This is a genomic window from Pseudomonas sp. (assembly GCF_030683065.1).
Classification (GTDB): domain Bacteria; phylum Pseudomonadota; class Gammaproteobacteria; order Pseudomonadales; family Pseudomonadaceae; genus Aquipseudomonas.
Window position 1 is genome coordinate 25,725 of sequence record NZ_JAUXMX010000054.1, and the last position, 17,603, is coordinate 43,327.

Annotated in this window: 18 protein-coding genes and 1 tRNA gene; 8 read left to right on the forward strand and 11 right to left on the reverse strand. The window is 58.9% G+C overall.

Features of this window, described 5'->3' with window-relative positions:
- Nucleotides 1-113: 113 nt before the first annotated feature.
- The 3 genes from aat to infA all read left to right on the forward strand — a co-directional run bounded on the left by aat (nt 114) and on the right by infA (nt 1,883).
- Nucleotides 114-794: a leucyl/phenylalanyl-tRNA--protein transferase gene (gene aat, locus Q8K09_RS17630; RefSeq protein ID WP_305256287.1), complete on the forward strand. Its 681-nt coding sequence runs from the start codon at nt 114-116 to the stop codon at nt 792-794.
- A gap of 55 nt (nt 795-849) precedes the next feature.
- Entirely contained in the window at nt 850-1,557 is a 708-nt protein-coding gene (locus Q8K09_RS17635; RefSeq protein WP_305256288.1) for an arginyltransferase, read from the forward strand.
- 107 nt (nt 1,558-1,664) lie between these two features.
- The gene (gene infA / locus Q8K09_RS17640; protein ID WP_002553999.1) at nt 1,665-1,883 is read left to right on the forward strand and encodes a translation initiation factor IF-1; all 219 of its coding nucleotides are present in this window, start codon (nt 1,665-1,667) and stop codon (nt 1,881-1,883) included.
- A gap of 321 nt (nt 1,884-2,204) precedes the next feature.
- Here infA and clpA read toward each other — a convergent pair whose 3' ends face one another.
- Both clpA and clpS read right to left on the reverse strand, forming a co-directional pair.
- Nucleotides 2,205-4,475, reverse strand: a complete 2,271-nt coding sequence (gene clpA, locus Q8K09_RS17645) for an ATP-dependent Clp protease ATP-binding subunit ClpA (RefSeq protein WP_305256289.1) — start codon at nt 4,473-4,475, stop codon at nt 2,205-2,207.
- Nucleotides 4,476-4,504: 29 nt separating this feature from the next.
- Nucleotides 4,505-4,867 (reverse strand): ATP-dependent Clp protease adapter ClpS, encoded by a 363-nt coding sequence (gene clpS / locus Q8K09_RS17650; protein ID WP_305256290.1) that lies wholly within the window; start codon nt 4,865-4,867, stop codon nt 4,505-4,507.
- A 236-nt stretch (nt 4,868-5,103) separates the two neighbouring features.
- Here clpS and cspD point away from each other — a divergent pair, with 236 nt between their 5' ends.
- The gene (gene cspD / locus Q8K09_RS17655; RefSeq protein WP_305256291.1) at nt 5,104-5,367 is read left to right on the forward strand and encodes a cold shock domain-containing protein CspD; all 264 of its coding nucleotides are present in this window, start codon (nt 5,104-5,106) and stop codon (nt 5,365-5,367) included.
- Nucleotides 5,368-5,838: 471 nt separating this feature from the next.
- Here the strand turns inward: cspD and Q8K09_RS17660 are convergent.
- Both Q8K09_RS17660 and Q8K09_RS17665 read right to left on the reverse strand, forming a co-directional pair.
- A tRNA-Ser gene (locus tag Q8K09_RS17660) sits at nt 5,839-5,928 on the reverse strand.
- A 93-nt stretch (nt 5,929-6,021) separates the two neighbouring features.
- Nucleotides 6,022-6,246, reverse strand: coding sequence for a hypothetical protein (locus Q8K09_RS17665; protein WP_305256292.1), 225 nt, complete (start codon nt 6,244-6,246; stop codon nt 6,022-6,024).
- Between the two features lie 189 nt (nt 6,247-6,435).
- On the opposite strand from Q8K09_RS17665, the gene Q8K09_RS17670 reads away from it, so the two are divergent.
- Nucleotides 6,436-7,125, forward strand: a complete 690-nt coding sequence (locus Q8K09_RS17670; protein ID WP_305256293.1) for a crotonase/enoyl-CoA hydratase family protein — start codon at nt 6,436-6,438, stop codon at nt 7,123-7,125.
- Between the two features lie 279 nt (nt 7,126-7,404).
- Nucleotides 7,405-8,127, forward strand: coding sequence for a 1-acylglycerol-3-phosphate O-acyltransferase (locus Q8K09_RS17675; RefSeq protein ID WP_305256294.1), 723 nt, complete (start codon nt 7,405-7,407; stop codon nt 8,125-8,127).
- Between the two features lie 77 nt (nt 8,128-8,204).
- Here the strand turns inward: Q8K09_RS17675 and Q8K09_RS17680 are convergent, their stop codons facing one another.
- From Q8K09_RS17680 to Q8K09_RS17690, 3 genes are all read right to left on the reverse strand, one after another.
- Nucleotides 8,205-8,933, reverse strand: a complete 729-nt coding sequence (locus Q8K09_RS17680) for an amidotransferase (protein ID WP_305256295.1) — start codon at nt 8,931-8,933, stop codon at nt 8,205-8,207.
- Between the two features lie 346 nt (nt 8,934-9,279).
- Nucleotides 9,280-11,454 carry a 3-hydroxyacyl-CoA dehydrogenase NAD-binding domain-containing protein gene (locus tag Q8K09_RS17685; protein ID WP_305256296.1) on the reverse strand — a complete coding sequence of 725 codons (2,175 nt, stop codon included), beginning with the start codon at nt 11,452-11,454 and terminating at the stop codon, nt 9,280-9,282.
- A gap of 116 nt (nt 11,455-11,570) precedes the next feature.
- Nucleotides 11,571-12,776, reverse strand: a complete 1,206-nt coding sequence (locus Q8K09_RS17690) for an acetyl-CoA C-acetyltransferase (RefSeq protein WP_305256297.1) — start codon at nt 12,774-12,776, stop codon at nt 11,571-11,573.
- A gap of 703 nt (nt 12,777-13,479) precedes the next feature.
- On the opposite strand from Q8K09_RS17690, the gene Q8K09_RS17695 reads away from it, so the two are divergent.
- Together Q8K09_RS17695 and Q8K09_RS17700 are read left to right on the forward strand one after the other, a co-directional pair.
- Nucleotides 13,480-13,839, forward strand: coding sequence for a rhodanese-like domain-containing protein (locus Q8K09_RS17695; protein WP_305256298.1), 360 nt, complete (start codon nt 13,480-13,482; stop codon nt 13,837-13,839).
- 2 nt (nt 13,840-13,841) lie between these two features.
- Nucleotides 13,842-14,639, forward strand: coding sequence for a cytochrome c (locus Q8K09_RS17700; RefSeq protein WP_305256303.1), 798 nt, complete (start codon nt 13,842-13,844; stop codon nt 14,637-14,639).
- 109 nt (nt 14,640-14,748) lie between these two features.
- Here Q8K09_RS17700 and Q8K09_RS17705 read toward each other — a convergent pair whose 3' ends face one another.
- The 4 genes from Q8K09_RS17705 to Q8K09_RS17720 form a co-directional block, all read right to left on the reverse strand.
- A complete protein-coding gene (locus Q8K09_RS17705) occupies nt 14,749-15,483 on the reverse strand; it encodes a proteasome-type protease (protein ID WP_305256299.1) in 735 nt (244 codons plus the stop codon).
- An 81-nt stretch (nt 15,484-15,564) separates the two neighbouring features.
- Nucleotides 15,565-16,362 (reverse strand): transglutaminase family protein, encoded by a 798-nt coding sequence (locus tag Q8K09_RS17710; protein WP_305256300.1) that lies wholly within the window; start codon nt 16,360-16,362, stop codon nt 15,565-15,567.
- The gene (locus Q8K09_RS17715) at nt 16,359-17,309 is read right to left on the reverse strand and encodes an alpha-E domain-containing protein (protein ID WP_305256301.1); all 951 of its coding nucleotides are present in this window, start codon (nt 17,307-17,309) and stop codon (nt 16,359-16,361) included. The genes Q8K09_RS17710 and Q8K09_RS17715 overlap by 4 nt, the downstream gene beginning before the upstream one ends.
- Nucleotides 17,310-17,311: 2 nt before the next feature.
- The coding region (locus Q8K09_RS17720; protein WP_305256302.1) for a circularly permuted type 2 ATP-grasp protein at nt 17,312-17,603 on the reverse strand (292 nt) is incomplete at its 5' end.

Here is a 17,603-nt window from a genome sequence, read left to right on the forward strand (position 1 = left end):
CTTGATCAGAAACGCTGCTCCAGACAGTCGTCTGGAGCAGTAACCCCCGCTTAAAGCCTGAGACCCGGAAATATGCCAACCACCCTGCCCTCCCCCACCTGCGGCTCCCTTAAATGCTGACCTGGTTGCAACGCGATTCCTTGTGCTTCCCACCACTGAACAAAGCCCTGCGCGAGCCCAACGGCCTGCTTGCGGCCGGCGGCGACTTGAGCGCCGAGCGTCTGGTGGCAGCCTATCGCCACGGCTGCTTCCCTTGGTATCAGGACAATCAGCCGATTCTCTGGTGGTCGCCGGATCCGCGCACGGTGCTCTTCCCGGATGAACTGCATGTCTCGCGCAGCCTGGCTAAAATTTTGCGGCAGGCACCTTTCCAAGTGACATTCGATCATGCCTTTGCCAAGGTGATTGAAGCCTGCGCCGCACCGCGCGACTATGCCGAAGGGACCTGGATCACTACCCCAATGCAGCGCGCCTACCTTGAATTGCATCGGCGCGGCATTGCCCATTCGGTCGAAGTCTGGCGCGACGGCGAGCTGGTCGGTGGGCTGTATGGGCTGGCGATGGGTCAGTTGTTTTTTGGCGAATCCATGTTCAGTCGTGCCGATAACGCCTCGAAAGTCGGCTTTGTTACCCTGGTCGAGCAACTGAGAGCCTGGGACTTCGCGCTCATCGACTGCCAGATGCCCACGCAACACCTGCAAAGCTTTGGCGCCAGGCCGATTTCCCGGGCAGATTTCGCTGACTACTTGACGCGCTATATCGACCTGCCCAGCAAGGCGTCCTGGAGCGCCTAGGCGAGTACCTCAGCGTGGCTTACACTTGCCTAAGGCATTACCCCGAGAGTCGATCATGACCGAGTTGGCCCGCCTGAAGTTTTACGCTACCCAGCCCCATCCGTGCAGCTACCTGTCCGAGGAGCAGGCCACCACCCTGTTCCTCGACCCCAGCCAGCCAATGGATGTGGATGTTTATGCTGAACTTTCGGAAATGGGTTTTCGCCGCAGCGGCGACCACCTCTACCGCCCTCACTGCCAGCGCTGTTCGGCCTGCGTGCCTGCGCGCATTCCTGTCGACCAGTTCAAGGCAAACCGTCAACAGCGGCGGATTCTAAAACGCAATCTCGATATACAGGTCCGCGCTGTACGCCCGGTTTTCACCGAGGAGTATTACAATCTCTATGTCCGTTATATTGAGCAACGCCATGCCGATGGCGACATGTACCCGCCTAACCGCGAGCAGTTCTCCACCTTCCTGGTGCGCGACTTACCATTTTCCCGCTTCTACGAGTTTCGCCAACACGGCCGCCTACTAGCGATTGCAGTGACTGACGTGCTGCCCAATGGGCTTTCAGCTGTGTATACCTTTTACGAGCCAAGCGAAGAGCGCCGCAGCCTTGGACGCCTCGCTATTCTTTGGCAAATCAGTGAGTCCGCGCGCCTGGGGCTGCACGCCCTGTACCTTGGCTACTGGATCAAAAACTGCCGAAAAATGAGCTACAAGACGCAATATCGACCAATTGAACTGTTCATTAATCAGCGCTGGGCCACTCTTACCTGAAGTCACTTGGCGCGCGCCCTGCTTTTCGGGCACAATGCACGCCGCTTTTGCCTGGAGCCAGTTGCACCGGGCCATGGCCATACTTTGGATACCGAGGGCTTTACTGAATGTCGAAAGAAGACAGCTTCGAAATGGAAGGCACTGTCGTCGACACCCTGCCTAACACCATGTTTCGTGTGGAGTTGGAAAACGGGCACGTCGTTACCGCGCACATCTCCGGAAAGATGCGCAAAAACTACATCCGCATTCTGACTGGCGACAAGGTTCGTGTAGAACTGACGCCTTACGACCTGAGCAAAGGTCGCATCACCTACCGCGCTCGCTAACAGATTATTGAAGAACACTGCTTGGCAGCTATACGACTATGAGCATCAGGCGTTAAAGCGCGGCATCAGCGCGCTTCAAGTTGGCTCCAGGAGCCTGCCGGACTTAAGACTGCTTTTCAGCTGAAGTCCGACAGCCTCCAGGGCTAAGCAAGCAAAGGGAATTGCACTTCTCGCTTAGCTGACTTGCCCACCAGCGCCTGTATTCCAGTCAAAGCTTTCTTGCATCTCTTCAAGACCTGAATAAATCAGGCGCTCATAAAAACGCCCGGCATTGCCGGGCGTTTTTATGAGCGCTATTTCAGTCGGAGCAAATCGGCGACCTCAAGCCATTTCCGCAGTGGTTTCGAACTCAAAGGTCAGTTCGTCGCCACTTAGATCGATATGAGCTACGCCGCCATGCTCGGCCAACTCGCCAAACAGGATCTGCTCCGCAAGAGGGCGCTTGATCTTCTCCTGAATCAGGCGCGCCATAGGCCTTGCCCCCATCTGCACATCGTAGCCTTTCTCTGCCAGCCAACCGCGCGCAGCATCGCTGACCTCAAGCATCACGTGCTTATCCTCAAGTTGCGCCTGCAGCTCGGTGAGGAACTTGTCGACGATGCTCTTGATCACTTCATGGCTTAGGCGGCCGAACTGGATAATGGTATCCAGACGGTTGCGGAACTCCGGTGTGAAGCTCTTCTTGATCACTTCCATGGCATCGGACGCATGGTCCTGATAAGTGAAGCCGATGGACGCCCGCGCAGCAGTCTCTGCCCCGGCGTTGGTAGTCATGACCAGAATCACATTACGAAAATCCGCCTTACGTCCATTGTTGTCAGTCAACGTGCCGTGATCCATCACCTGCAGCAATAGATTGAAAACCTCCGGATGAGCCTTCTCGATTTCATCGAGAAGCAATACGCAGTACGGCGTCTTGGTGACCGCCTCGGTCAGCAAGCCACCCTGATCAAAACCGACGTAGCCCGGGGGCGCACCAATCAGCCGAGAGACCGTGTGCCGCTCCATGTATTCCGACATATCAAAGCGCACCAGCTCAACGCCTAGCGCCTTGGACAATTGGCGAGCCGCCTCAGTTTTGCCGACACCGGTAGGCCCAGCAAAGAGGAACGAGCCAACGGGCTTGTCGGGCGCCTTGAGTCCGGCACGCGACAGCTTGATAGCGGTACACAGGGAGTCGATTGCAGCGTCCTGACCAAACACGGTGAGTTTGAGATCACGCTCCAGGTTACGCAGCAACTCCTTGTCCGAGCTACTGACGTGTTTAGGCGGAATTCGTGCAATTTTCGCAACGATATCCTCAACCTGCGCCACCTCAATGCGCTTGAGCCGTTTTTCAATAGGCTGCAAGCGTTGGTATGCGCCCGCCTCGTCAATTACGTCGATGGCCTTGTCCGGCATATGCCGATCGTTGATATAGCGTGCGGCAAGCTCGGCTGCAGCGCGCAACGCCTCATCGCTATATTCGATGCTATGGTGCTGCTCGAAACGGCCCTTGAGGCCCTTGAGGATGCCATAAGTGTCGTCTACCGAAGGCTCACTGACATCGACTTTCTGGAAGCGTCGTGCCAAGGCACGATCTTTCTCGAAAATACCGCGAAATTCTTGAAAAGTAGTCGAGCCAATGCAGCGGATCTCACCAGAAGAGAGCATGGGCTTAAGCAGATTCGAGGCGTCCATGACGCCACCGGATGCAGCCCCTGCACCGATTATGGTGTGTATCTCGTCGATAAAAAGAATCGCATGTGGACGCTTGCGCAGCTCGTTAAGCAGCGCCTTGAGACGCTTTTCGAAGTCGCCACGGTATTTGGTCCCGGCGAGCAAGGAACCGAGGTCCAGTGAGTAGACCACGCTGCTAGCGAGCAGATCGGGCACCTGATTATCGACGATACGCTTGGCCAATCCCTCAGCGATAGCAGTCTTGCCAACGCCAGCCTCACCGACCAGCAATGGATTATTCTTGCGCCGCCGCGCCAGGATCTGGGCGACCCGCTCAACTTCCATCTCCCGGCCGACCAGTGGATCAATACGACCTTGGCGGGCCAGCTCATTCAAGTTGCTGGTATAGGCATCCAGAGGATTGCTTGAGGCCGAAGACTCACCGCCCTCGTCATCCTGTGCTTCCTGCTCGCCCTCAGCATGCCCCCCATGCCCCGGTACCTTGGAAATTCCGTGGGCAATGAAGTTGACAACATCAATGCGCGCAACACTTTGCTGCTTAAGCAAAAATACTGCCTGGCTTTCCTGCTCGCTAAAAATCGCAACCAGCACGTTGGCGCCAGTCACCTCGCGCTTGCCGGAGCTTTGCACATGGAATACGGCGCGCTGCAATACTCGCTGAAAGCCTAGGGTAGGCTGAGTCTCACGCTCTTCGTCATGCGGTGGAATCAACGGGGTGGTGGAATCGATGAACTCCTGAAGGTCGCGACGCAATTTGTCGAGGTTGGCACCGCATGCGCGCAATACGCTGGCGGCGGCCTCATTATCCAATAGAGCCAAAAGGAGGTGCTCAACCGTCATGAATTCATGACGCTTGGTGCGGGCCTCCTTGAAGGCTAGATTGAGGGTGACTTCGAGCTCTCGATTTAACATGGCTTCACCTCGTGCCCAAGCGGCCGGCGTTAACCGTCCTTCTCTATTTCACAGAGTAGCGGATGCTGGCTTTCTCTAGCGTACTGATTAACCTGCATTGCCTTGGTTTCGGCGATGTCACGGGTAAACACTCCGCAAACTGCCCGGCCCTCTGTATGGACGGACAACATGATCTTGGTCGCAAGCTCTCGATTCAAGTTGAAAAACGCCTCGAGCACTTCGACTACGAAATCCATCGGCGTGTAGTCATCGTTGAATATAACCACCTTATACAGCGGTGGAGCCTGCAGCGCGGGCTTGGATTCCTCAACGGCAAGGCCGGTGGAATCATCCTCATGCGTTGCGGGGCGATCCTGATTGAATGTTAGTCGAATCTGGCTACGTGCATGCATGCTGGAATAAAGGTTCGTGGCTGGACGAATACGGATGGCAGATAGAGTTTGACCGGCTTCTCAGGCAGTTGCAGCGTCGCCTTGACTATCGGCAAAACGGTGTTACAAACAATGAATACCCACCTGTGTAGGTATGAGGGATTCCGCGCCTTCGTCCAAGCCAGTTGATGATTCGTGCGCGGGATCAGATGTCGATGATACTCCAGTCGCGGAGTTCTTTGCAGAGGGATATCAGCATGCTTAGTGGCAAGGTCAAGTGGTTCAATAACGCCAAGGGTTATGGATTTATTCTGGCTGACGGCCGGGATGAGGATCTGTTCGCCCACTACTCAGCTATCCAGATGGACGGCTATAAAACCCTGAAAGCGGGCCAACCTGTTCGCTTCGATATTATCCAGGGCCCCAAAGGACTCCACGCGGTGAACATCAGTGCCGCGTCGATCACCACCGATATACCGGCTGCGGCAAGCCTGCCCCACCGCAATACGATTGATGCCTGAATAGCGCCGTAACAAATGGGTGTAATCCTTACCCAAGGCGTCACATCCATCGATATAGGGGGTGGCATTCGCAGGCCGCCCCCTATATTGCACCGTCCGGCGCACTAACCTGCATCGACCGGCTTGAGGCGTCTATTTTTTGAGAATCGCGCCGACCTAGGTCATCGACGAGCCGCCCGCCCGCCTGCCCCCCCCCAGCGAACACAATTCTCGGAAAACAGAAGAGCTGCGCCGTCATTGCCCAAGCCGGGCTTCTCCAAGGCAGCGGCACCTCTAACCGCCCACCTTGCGCCAGACTGCCAGTGCTGGCGATGGCGATGGCGATGGCACCAAGCAGCCCAATAAAAAGCGCAATATCGATGCCCTACCGCAAGCTGCTGCGACATGATCAATCGCTTATCCAGCTGCATACGTTTTTGTACACATGCAAAAAACCCCTGACAAATTGCTCTGTCAGGGGTTTTGCGAAAGTGGCGGTGAAGGTGGGATTCGAACCCACGATACGATTTCTCGTATACACACTTTCCAGGCGTGCTCCTTCAACCGCTCGGACACTTCACCGGATCTCGACTAACACTAGGTGTCTGTCGAGGCCGGCTAATTTAGCCGAACAGTTCGCCAAAGGCAAAAGTTTTTTTCAGAATATTCATGCGCTTATGCAGAATGCTCGGTATCTGCCCGGCACACAGTGGGCGTTATCTCAAAACGCTGACGACCAAACAGCAGGAAGCCGAGGGAAATAAACAGACTTAAGAGAAATATAACGATCACCCCCTGCGGACTTTGGCTGTGCACACTGCCAGCCAGCAACATCAGCCCCAGCGGAACGACTGCCAGCAACCCGGCACGCACGCCCATGGCCCATTTGTGGTTTCTCATGTTCACCGCCTTACGTAGTACCCACCGTCACGCTAAAGCAGCGCCCGCACGTGCCGCCAATTACCTGTGTCGATCAGGTCGATAGCCTGTAGCCGCACGCCACAGCTGACTCACCAGTCAGCCACGGCGCTTTACCTGGACGATGCGGGTGGGTAACGTCTGCTCCACTTCAGCACAAGGAACCGGACCATGAGCGACCTGATCAGCTATCAACTCGACGATGGCATTGCCACCCTGACCCTGTGTAATGGCAAAGTGAATGCCATCTCCCCGGACGTGATCACTGCGTTCAACGCAGCCCTGGATCGTGCCGCGCAGGACAAGGCTATTGTCATCATCACCGGCCAACCGGGCATTCTCTCCGGCGGCTACGACCTCAAGGTGATGACCTCGGGCCCACAGAATGCCATCGACTTGGTGGCCTCCGGCTCGACCCTGGCGCGCCGCATGCTCGCCCACCCCTTCCCGATCATCGTCGCCTGCCCTGGTCATGCGGTGGCCAAGGGTGCTTTTATCCTGCTGTCGTCGGATTATCGCATCGGCGTTGAGGGTGCATTCAGCATCGGCCTGAATGAAGTGCAGATCGGCATGACCATGCACCATGCGGGCATCGAACTGGCCCGCGACCGCCTGCGCAAATCGGCCTTCCATCGCTCAGTGATCAACGGTGAGATGTTCGATCCGCAAGGTGCGGTGGACGCTGGCTTCCTCGATAAAGTCGTGCCTGCTGAACAGCTGCATGAAGCCGCGCTGGCCGTTGCCAAGCAGATGAAGAAAATCAACATGACCGCGCACAAGAACACCAAACTGAAAGTGCGCAAAGCGTTGCTCGAAGCCCTCGACCAGGCCATCGAACTGGACAAGCAGCACCTGGGCTAACAGTCGCCCTGGAGTACGATCCTGCGCTGCAATGCTGCTCACTAGACAAGTTCGGCAGAGAGCATCTCGGCGCATCCGCAGCGTTGCCCCAAGACCGGCATCTGGTGCGCAGCGCATTGCGCGTGTGCTTGCTGTTTAGTTGGTAAGCGCTCAGGGCGGCTTTATCCCTGGCGCTGTCAATCCATGCGCGATCAAGCGTGTCGCTGCAGATAGTCGGCAATTGCCGTAGATAGTGCGCGCCCGTACACTGCGCGCCTTTTCTTGTGGCGGACCAACTCAATGCTTTTTCTTCTGCGCATGCTGGCGATGGGCATACATTTTATAGCCGCAGGCATTCTCGGCTTGCTGCTCGGTATCTGCCGCCCGTTCAATCCGGATAACAGCCGTATCTGCGCCCGCCTCTACAGCATCCCGGCGCTATGGCTGCTGCGCTTGCAACTGAAGACCGATGTCCAGCCGCTGCTTGAGCATCAACGCTCGTGCGTGATCATCGCCAATCATCAATCCAACTACGACCTTTACGTGCTCGGCCGCGTGGTGCCCAAGCGCACAGTCAGCCTCGGCAAAAAAAGCCTTAAATGGGTGCCGTTCTTCGGCCAACTTTACTGGCTGTCGGGCAATGTGCTGCTCGACCGCGGCAATGCCATTCGCGCCAAGCAGGCCATGCTGACCACCACCGATACGCTTAAGCACAAAGACACATCGATCTGGGTCTTCGCCGAAGGCACCCGCAACCTCGGTAAGGGCTTGCTGCCGTTCAAGAAAGGAGCTTTCCAGATGGCGATTGCCGCCGGGGTGCCGATCATCCCGGTATGCGTCAGCACCTACGTCAACCATATCAAGCTCAACCGCTGGAACAGTGGCGAGATCATGATCCGCTCGCTGCCGGCCATCCCCACGGCAGGCCTGAGCCAGGATGATCTGCCGCAGCTGATCGAAACCTGCCGCACGCAGATGCTGCAATGCATCGCGGCGATGGATCAGCAACTCGCACCTGCATAGAACGCAAAAGCCCGTTCTGCATGGACGGGCGTTTTGCTCACTGGCAACTGCTATTCGGCGCCCCCCACATGGCTCGATCAGTCATTGAGACCGGCACGGCCATGGGCGACGAAGCGCATCATCCACTCGGCCACCGTATGGCCCTGGTGTTCGTGCTGCAAACTGTCGACGCCCTTGCGATAGGCTTCTTCGCCAATATGCTGCTGACGAATCTCCAACAGTTCCTTGGAGTAACCGTGAATAAACTCCGGGTGCCCCTGGAAGCACAACACCTGATCATCGATGCAGTAGGCTGCAATCGGGCAGAAATCACTGGACGCCAGCAGCGTGGCATTTTCCGGCAATTTGGTGACCTGATCCTGATGGCTGATCAGCAGCGTGAGTTCCTCCAGTACCGGGGTCATCCAGGCCGGTTGATGGGCCAGGCGATAGCGATGAGTACCAACCCCCCAGCCCTGCTCGGCACGCTCGGCCTTGCCGCCAAGCAGCAGTGCCAGTAGCTGGTGACCGAAGCAAATACCCAGCAACTTGTCGCCGTGTGCATAGCGTTCAAGCAGGTAAGTCTTGAGGGTGTCGATCCACGGATCGCTGCCGAACGAATCAGCCTTGCTGCCAGTGACCAGATAGGCATCGTAGTGCTCGCTGTCCGGCGGATAGTGGCCTTGCATCACGTTGTACACGGTGAACTCGGCGGCGATCGGCTGACGAGCGAAGAGCTGCTCGAACATCCGGCCATAGCCATGGTACTGCTCGACCAACTCGGGGCGAAGGATGTCAGTCTCCAGAATGCAAATCTGCAACGGCATGGGGCAAATACCTGAAACTTGAGTGATGGTTTATACGGAGCCCAAGCCTGCCTGCCGCCAGGCAGCAAGGCAAGAGGACGAGCCGTCCAGCCCCGCATAAAATCGACCGATTAGCCCGTATATAGCCCGCCCATACCGGTCAACCCGCGCACAGGTGAGCAGTTCGGCGGGCCGAGCGCAATTTCTCAGAGCCCAGATCACTGCTGGCACGGCCGGCGTGGCGTGCCGCGCAACCACCCGCCGAGGTGCCTGGTATGCGTTATGCAGTCTACTGACGAGCACGCAGCCTAGGCCGCAGACCTCCTGAGCCGGTCTGCGACGGTAAAGACTGGCGCGCCGGGAGCAGTCAGAAGCGTTCCTTTTTGGCAGCCTTATCCAGCAGCAGCGCAGGTGGCAGGAAGCGTTCGCCATACTGCTCAGCCAGGTACGTGGCGCGGGCGACAAAGTCTTGCACACCGTACTGGTTGATGAACTGCAGCGCACCACCGGTCCAGGCCGCAAAGCCGATGCCGAAGATTGAGCCGATGTTGGCGTCAGCCACGGATTTGAGCACGCCCTCCTCCATGCAACGCACGGTTTCGATGGCCTGAATAAACAGGATGCGGTCGCGTACGTCCTCCTGGGATATCTGCGCCTCGGCTTTTTCAAAGCGTGCCTTGAGCTCCGGCCACAGGTGCTTCTTGCCGGCCGCCGGAGCGCCGGCCGCCGGGGCGCCGGCCGCCGGGTAATCGTAGAAGCCCGCACCCGCCGCCTTGCCCGGCCGCTTGTACTCGCCCAGCATCATGTCTATCACCGCAAACGCCGGGTGCTCAGGGATGGACTTACCTTCGGCGGCCAGGTCCTTGATGGTCTGCTGACGGATATGGTTCATTAGGCTCATCGAAACTTCGTCGCTGATCGCCAGCGGGCCGACCGGCATACCGGCTTTGCGCGCTTCGTTCTCGATCATCGCCGCACTCACACCCTCACCGAGCATGGCCAGGCCTTCATTGGTGAAGGTGCCGAACACCCGCGAGGTGAAGAAGCCGCGGCTGTCATTGACCACAATCGGGGTCTTGTTGATCTGCATGACGTAGTCGAAACCGCGCGCCAGGGTCTCGTCGCTGGTCTGCTCGCCCTTGATAATTTCCACTAGCGGCATTTTGTCCACCGGGCTGAAGAAGTGCAGGCCAATAAACCTGTCTTGGTTCTGCACCGCCGCGGCCAATCCGGTGATTGGCAGAGTCGAGGTATTGGAGGCAATCACTGCATCCGCCAGCGCCGCACGCTCGGCAGCAGCGGTGACGTTGGCCTTGAGGTCACGATCCTCGAACACCGCCTCGATGATCAGGTCGCAGCCTGCGAAATCGGCATCTTTGGTAGTTGCCTTGATCCGCGCCAGGATGCCATCACGCTTCTCGGCGCTCATCTGGCCACGGCCGACTTTCTTCTCCAACAGCTTGGCGGAGTAGCTCTTGCCCTTCTCAGCGGCCTCGATGGAGATGTCTTTAAGCACCACCTCGATACCGGCCACCGCCGACACATAGGCAATGCCCGCGCCCATCATGCCTGCACCCAGCACGCCGACCTTCGTGGTCACGTAGGGCGCGAAGCCTTGCGGGCGCGAGCCACCCGCGTTGATTTCATTGAGCTGGAACCAGAAGGTGCCAATCATGTTCTTCGCCACCTGGCCGGTGGTCAGCTCGGTGAAGTAGCGCGCCTCGATGATCTGCGCCGTGTCAAAGTCGACCTGGGCACCCTCGACAGCCGCGCACATGATTTTCTCCGGCGCCGGGAAGCAGCCCTTGGTCTTGTCGCGCAATACGCTCGGGGCGATGGCCAGCATTTGCGCCACATTCGGGCTGGACGGCGTACCGCCCGGAATCTTGTAGCCTTTCACATCCCACGGCTGCACAGCGTTCGGGTTGGCGACAATCCAGGCGCGGGCCTTGGCCAGCAGGTTGTCCTTGTCGCAAGCCAGCTCGTGGATCAGGCCGGCTTTAAGTGCTGCATCGGGACGAACCTTCTTGCCTTCGGCCAGGTATGGCAGGGCCTTTTCCAGGCCGAGCAGGCGCACCATACGCACCACCCCGCCACCGCCCGGCAGCAGGCCGAGGGTTACTTCCGGCAGACCGAGCTGAATGCTGGAATGGTCCAGGGCGATACGGTGGTGACAGGCCAGGGCAATTTCCCAGCCGCCGCCCAGGGCCGCACCGTTGATCGCCGCAACCACCGGTTTACCCAGGCACTCCAGGCGGCGCAGTTGGCCCTTGATATTGAGGATCATCTGGTAGAAGGCCGGTGCATCGGCCTTGGTGACCTTGATCAGCTCATTCAGGTCGCCGCCGGCGAAGAAGGTCTTCTTCGCCGAGGTGATGATGACCCCGGCGATGGAATCCTTCTCAGCTTCCAGGCGCTCGACGATCTTACCCATGGCTTCGCGGTACACCGCGTTCATGGTGTTAGCGCTCTGGCCTGGCATGTCCATGGTCAGAACGACGATATTGTCCTGGCCTTTTTCGTAACGGATGGCGTCAGTCATATTCTTGGTCTCATCCCAAAGTGGGGGACGTAGGATGGGTCGGGGCGCGTAGCCTGGGCCCCGCGATACCCATCAACGGGGCGATGGGTATCGCGGTGCTCCACCCATCCTACGGTTCAGATTCGCTCAATAATGGTGGCGATACCCATGCCGCCGCCCACACACAGGGTGGCCAGGCCATAGCGCAACTGGCGCCTCTCCAGCTCATCAAGCAGGGTGCCGAGAATGGCGCAACCGGTCGCACCCAGCGGGTGGCCCATGGCAATGGAGCCGCCGTTGACGTTGACCTTGTCCTCGCTAACGCCCATGTCTTTCATAAACTTCATCACCACCGAAGCGAACGCCTCGTTGACCTCGAACAGGTCGATGTCATTGACGTTCAGCCCGGCCTTGGCCAGAGCCTTGCGCGTGGCCGGTGCCGGGCCGGTGAGCATGATGGTCGGGTCGGTGCTGGTCACGGCAGTGGCGACGATGCGCGCACGCGGTTTCAAACCGAGTTCTTTGCCTTTGGCCTCGGAGCCGATCAGCATCAGGGCCGAACCGTCGACGATGCCCGAACTGTTGCCTGGGGTATGTACGTGGTTGATCTGCTCAACATGGCTGTAGACGCGCAGCGCGGTGCTGTCGAAGCCCATCTGGCCCATCATCTCGAAGCTCGGTTTGAGCTTGCCCAAACCTTCGAGCGTGGATTCGCCACGGATAAATTCGTCGTGATCGAGCAGCACGATGCCGTTCTGATCGGCCACCGGAATCAGCGATTTGCTGAACGAGCCGTCTTTGCTCGCGCGGGCAGCTTTCTGCTGCGAGCGCAGGGCGAAACTGTCGACGTCGGTACGGCTGAAGCCCTCCAAGGTGGCGATCAGATCGGCGCCAATACCCTGCGGGGTGAAATGGGTGTGCATATTAGTCGCCGGGTCCATCACCCAGGCACCGCCGTCGGAGCCCATGGGAATGCGCGACATCGACTCGACGCCGCCGACCACCACCAGGTCTTCAAAACCGGAACGTACCTTCATCGCGCCGAGGTTTACCGCCTCCAGGCCCGAAGCGCAGAAACGGTTGAGCTGCACGCCCGACACGCTGACATCCCAATCAGCGACCATGGCCGCCGTTTTGGCAATGTCCGCGCCCTGATCACCCACCGGCGTCACGCAGCCGAGCACGATGTCATCGACCTGGCTGGTGTCGAGGTTATTGCGCGACTGCAGCGCCTTGAGCAGGCCGGCGATCAAGTCGACCGGTTTGACGCTGTACAGCGCACCGTCCTTCTTGCCCTTACCGCGGGGCGTGCGCACGGCATCGAAAATATATGCTTCGGTCATGGCGTCCTCAGACCTCCATTGGAGGGTATGGATGGCGGCGCACTGCCACCTGGCTGCGCCTGTTGTTGTCGGCTGCACTACCTTACCCCCAGATGAGGCAGGCTCAATGACCGAAGTGCTCAGGCATATTGACCGTGCCGCTCAGACGAATGGTCATCGACTGCGGTTATCCAGGCACGGGCGACTGCATGGCTCTGGCTCAAGGGATACTCACGCTATTTACAGCATAGGGCATAACTCAATGCTCCAACCCAGCAACGGTTAGCAACCAAGTCATCTAAGCCATAGGTGACATGTCCCCTAGAGTTAGGATTGCCACACGGGACAAGTAAGTAGGTGCCACTGCCGGGTTTTGCCGGAGTGGTTTTTCAGTCCGCGCTCAGGCGTGACGCTGCAGCCCGAGAGACCTTCAGAGCGGGCATTCAACGCCACACCAACAAAAACAAAAGGCAGATGGCCATGTTCAAACACTCGAAAATTCGTCAGGCGAGCCTGATTGTGTTCGCCACGACCTTGATCCTGATTCTTCCCAACCTGACGCGTTTGGTCGGTTGAGCTGCGTACTGCACTAAAAATGCGGCCACGCGGAAACCTGGTAGTCAGCGAGGTCACTCACACGGCTCCGCCGGCCTACGGCGACGCGTGCTTTAACGCATTTTCAATTATGCTAAGCCCTCGTTCGATATCTCCCGAGGAGTTCTGCATGCGTATCTTGACTGCCGTTGTGACGCTATTGCTCAGCCTGCCGCTTGCGGCAGATGAAGTCTCGCCACAGCAGGTTGTTAATGCCCTGCAAGCACCTGGTGCAGTGCTGATTGATGTGCGCACTGCCGAAGAATTTGCCGCAGGCGCCTTGGCTGGCGCCAGTCGTATCGGTCATGAGCAAATCGCTGAACAGATTGCCGCCTTGGTACCCGATAAAAACACCCCCATCGTGCTCTATTGCCGCAGTGGCAGGCGCTCGGCACTCGCCCAGGACAGCTTGGCGCAACTGGGGTATCGCAACCTGATCAACGCGGGTGGCTACGACCAGCTGAAACTGGCGCTGGTGCAGCAGCATTGAATCTGCGGGTAGCCTTGCTTGCCTTGTTAACCCTGAGTAGCGCCGCGCAAAGCGCCGAATTGCACCTGCAACTCGGCAGCGTCAAGCGGACTTGGAGCAGCGCTGAGTTGCTCGCCCATCCCCAGGCCAGGCACATCGAAATTGCCGAGGACGTCAGCTACAAGCGCCCCATGAGCTACCGCGCTGTACCGCTGGCGGTGCTACTTGACGGCGTGCTGCCTGGCGATCATCTGCAGGCACTGGCGCTCGATGGTTTTGCTGCCGAACTGCCGGCGGCCGCGGTGCTCAACCAAAGCGGCGCGCAAGCCTGGCTGGCGGTCGAAGACTCCGCTACGCCCTGGCCGCCCCTGGCGGCGGGCAAGCCCAGTGCCGGGCCGTTTTATCTGGTGTGGCAAAATCCGGCGGCCAGTCATATCGGCCCGGAGCAGTGGCCGTTTCAGATCACCCGCATCAGTAAGCTGGCGACAGTCGCCGAGCGCTTTCCGCAATTGCTGCCTGCCGCCGATGCGCCTGCACAGGTGCAGGCCGGCCTCATGCAATACCAGAAACACTGCATGGCTTGCCATCGCCTGAATACTGCCGGCGACTCGCAGTTCGGCCCAGATCTAAACGTGCCGCATAACCCGACCGAATATTTCGCGGCTGATTTTCTGCGGACTTACATCCGCAACCCGCAACAGCTGCGGCGCTGGCCGCAAGGCCGGATGCCGGGGTTCGCAGAAAGCGTATTGAGCGATGCAGAGCTGGTGCAGCTTCTCGACTACCTGCGACACATGGCCGGACGCAAGGTGCAGGACTGATGGTTACTCAGCAGGCCATCACCGCGGTGCGCACGGCTTGCCCTGCCCGAGTTAGTGAAGCGTTGCCCATGCAACAGGCTGATCCAGCCTGCGCCAAGCAAGCCATCGATTACGCCCAATAATCGTTCGGCGCCTCCGTCAGTTGGCCGAGCAATGCACTCAGGCCGCCGCTCCACTGCTGACGTATCCCGTCGAAATAGGCATCGCCTTCGTGAACGCGAAAACCACTCGGCACCTCAAAGCTATCGGTTTTATAGACCAGCAGGTCAAGCGGCATACCGACCGAGAGGTTGCTGCGAATGGTCGAGTCGAAGGAGATCAGGGCGCAGCGCAGCGCTAGATGCAAAGGCGACTGATAGCTCAGCGCGCGATCGAGGATCGGCTTGCCATATTTGCTTTCGCCGATCTGGAAATACGGCGTGTCTTCGCTGGACGCGATGAAATTACCCTGCGGATAGAGGTTGTAAAGTGCCGGGGGTTGGCCATGGATCTGCCCACCGAGCAGAAACGAACAACCCAGCTCTATGCCCTGATTCAGGGTCGCACTTTGCTCGTGGGCCAGCACTTCGCGCAGGGTGTCACCGACCAGAGTCGCCGCTGCGAAAAGACTCGGGGCCTTATGCAGATGCTCACCTTCACCGCCCAGGCGATGGCGTAACAGGCTGATCACCGACTGCGAGGTGGCCAGGTTGCCGGCGCTTTGCAGGACTATCAGACGCTCGCCAGGCACGCCAAACACATGCAGCTTGCGAAATACGGAAATGTGATCGACACCCGCGTTAGTACGCGAATCGGAAACGAACACCAGCCCTTCGGCCAGGCTCATGGCAACACAGTAAGTCATGCTTCACCTTGTAGAACCAATGCGCCCGGAGCAGTTTTAAAAGCTGCTCCGGGCGCGGTTGAATACTCATGTTGGGCAATTCTACTGGTGTTGCACCATCAGCAGCGGAGAAACTTCTACAAGGGCGTGCATTTGCTCGGTGCCACCGCCACGGCGCATGCCGCGCACCGGGCAGGCGTCCAGGTAATCGCGGCCCACCGCCAGCTTTAAATGGCGCTCCGGCTTGGCCAGGCAATTGGTCACATCAAAACTGTACCAGGCGCCATCCAGCCAGGCCTCGGCCCAGGCGTGACTGGCTAAATGATCGTCGCTGTTGGTAAGCAGGTAACCCGACACATAGCGCGCCGGGATGCCCAGGCTGCGCGCGCAGGCGAGAAAGGCATGGGCATGATCCTGGCAAACACCCTGACGGCCAGCGAAGGCTTCGGCCGCGCTGGTTTCCACCGCAGTACTGCCGGTCAGGTAACTGATGTGGCCATTCAGGCCATGCATCAGGTCGATCAAGGCGTTGCGGTCGCGACGTTGTTTGCAGTGCTGCAGGGCGAACTCGCGCAAGGCCGCATCCGCCTCGGTCAGGCGGGTGAAGCGCAGAAACGGCAACGCCGACTGGCTCTCGTGCTCGGATTCACGCTGCTCGTCAATCTCGACCAGGCCACGGGCGCCAATAACGATGGATTCGTGGGGTTCGTCCATCGTCAATACATGCAGGATATTGCCGTAGGGGTCGAGTTGGGCGCGCACCGGCCGCGGCAGGTTGAGCTGCCAGTTGAGGACGTGCTGACGCTCACTGTCGTGCGGAGTCAGGCGCAGATACTGAATACTCGCGCGCACCTGATTTTCGTAGTGGTAGGTGGTGTCGTGGCTGATGGACAGTCTCATGCGACCTCCAGATAGGAACTTTGAATGGCTTGGCCGAGGTCGCGCACCAGCAGAATGAAGTCGGTGAGCCAGGCATGCAGGCCCTCATCGAGCACTTCGTCGATGCTGGTATAGCGCAAACGGGCTTCCAGTTCGGCTGCCAGGCGCTGGGCCGGACGACCATTATCACCAGGCAGGCTGGCGAGCATCAGGTGCAGTTCATCCACGCAGGCGCGCAGGGAACGCGGAATGTCGGGGCGCAACAGCAACAGCTCGGAGACCTTGCGCGTGCCCGGCGAGCCACGATAGATCTCGGCAAAGGCCTCGAACGAGGACAATGCACGCAGCAGCGCGCTCCACTGGTAGTAGCTGCGTGCCGGGCGGCCGTCAACCTCGTCGATGTCCTCGCCAAGCATCTCGTAACGCGCATCGAGCAGGCGCAGGGTGTTGTCCGCCCGCTCGATAAAGGTGCCCAGGCGAATGAAACGATACGGATCGCCACGCATGATGGTGCCGAAGGTAGCGCCGCGAAACAGGTGCGAACGCTCCTTGACCCATTCGCAGAAGCGGCTGATGCCGTAGCGGCCCAGCCCCTGCTCGGCAATGCCGCGAATATCCAGCCAGCTGGCGTTGATGTTTTCCCACATCTCGGCAGTGATGCGCCCACGCACTGCGTGGGCATTGCTGCGTGCCGCGCCCAGGCAGCTGTAAATGCTTGCCGGGTTCTCGGCATCCAGGGCGAAAAAGTGCAGCATGCGCTCGCCATGCAACTGGCCATGGCGCGCCATGTATTCCTCAAGCGTGCCGGTGATGAGCAGCGGCATGGCCAGCTCTTCCAGGCCATCGCCACGGCCGTCTTGCGGCATCAGCGACAGCGAATAGCTGACATCGAGCATGCGCGCGAGGTTTTCCGCGCGCTCCAGATAACGCGACATCCAATACAGATCGGAGGCAGTTCTTGAAAGCATGATTAGTCCTCCACCACCCAGGTGTCTTTGGTTCCGCCGCCTTGCGACGAGTTGACCACCAGCGAGCCTTCGCGCAGCGCCACCCGAGTCAGGCCGCCCGGCACCAGGCGCACTTCGCGACCCGACAGGACGAACGGACGCAGGTCGATGTGTCGCGGCGCAATGCCATTCTCGACAAAGGTCGGGCAGGTCGACAGGCACAGGGTCGGCTGGGCGATATAGGCTTGCGGCCTGGCCAGCAGGCGGGCGCGAAAGTCTTCGATCTCGGCCTTGCTCGCGGCCGGGCCAACCAGC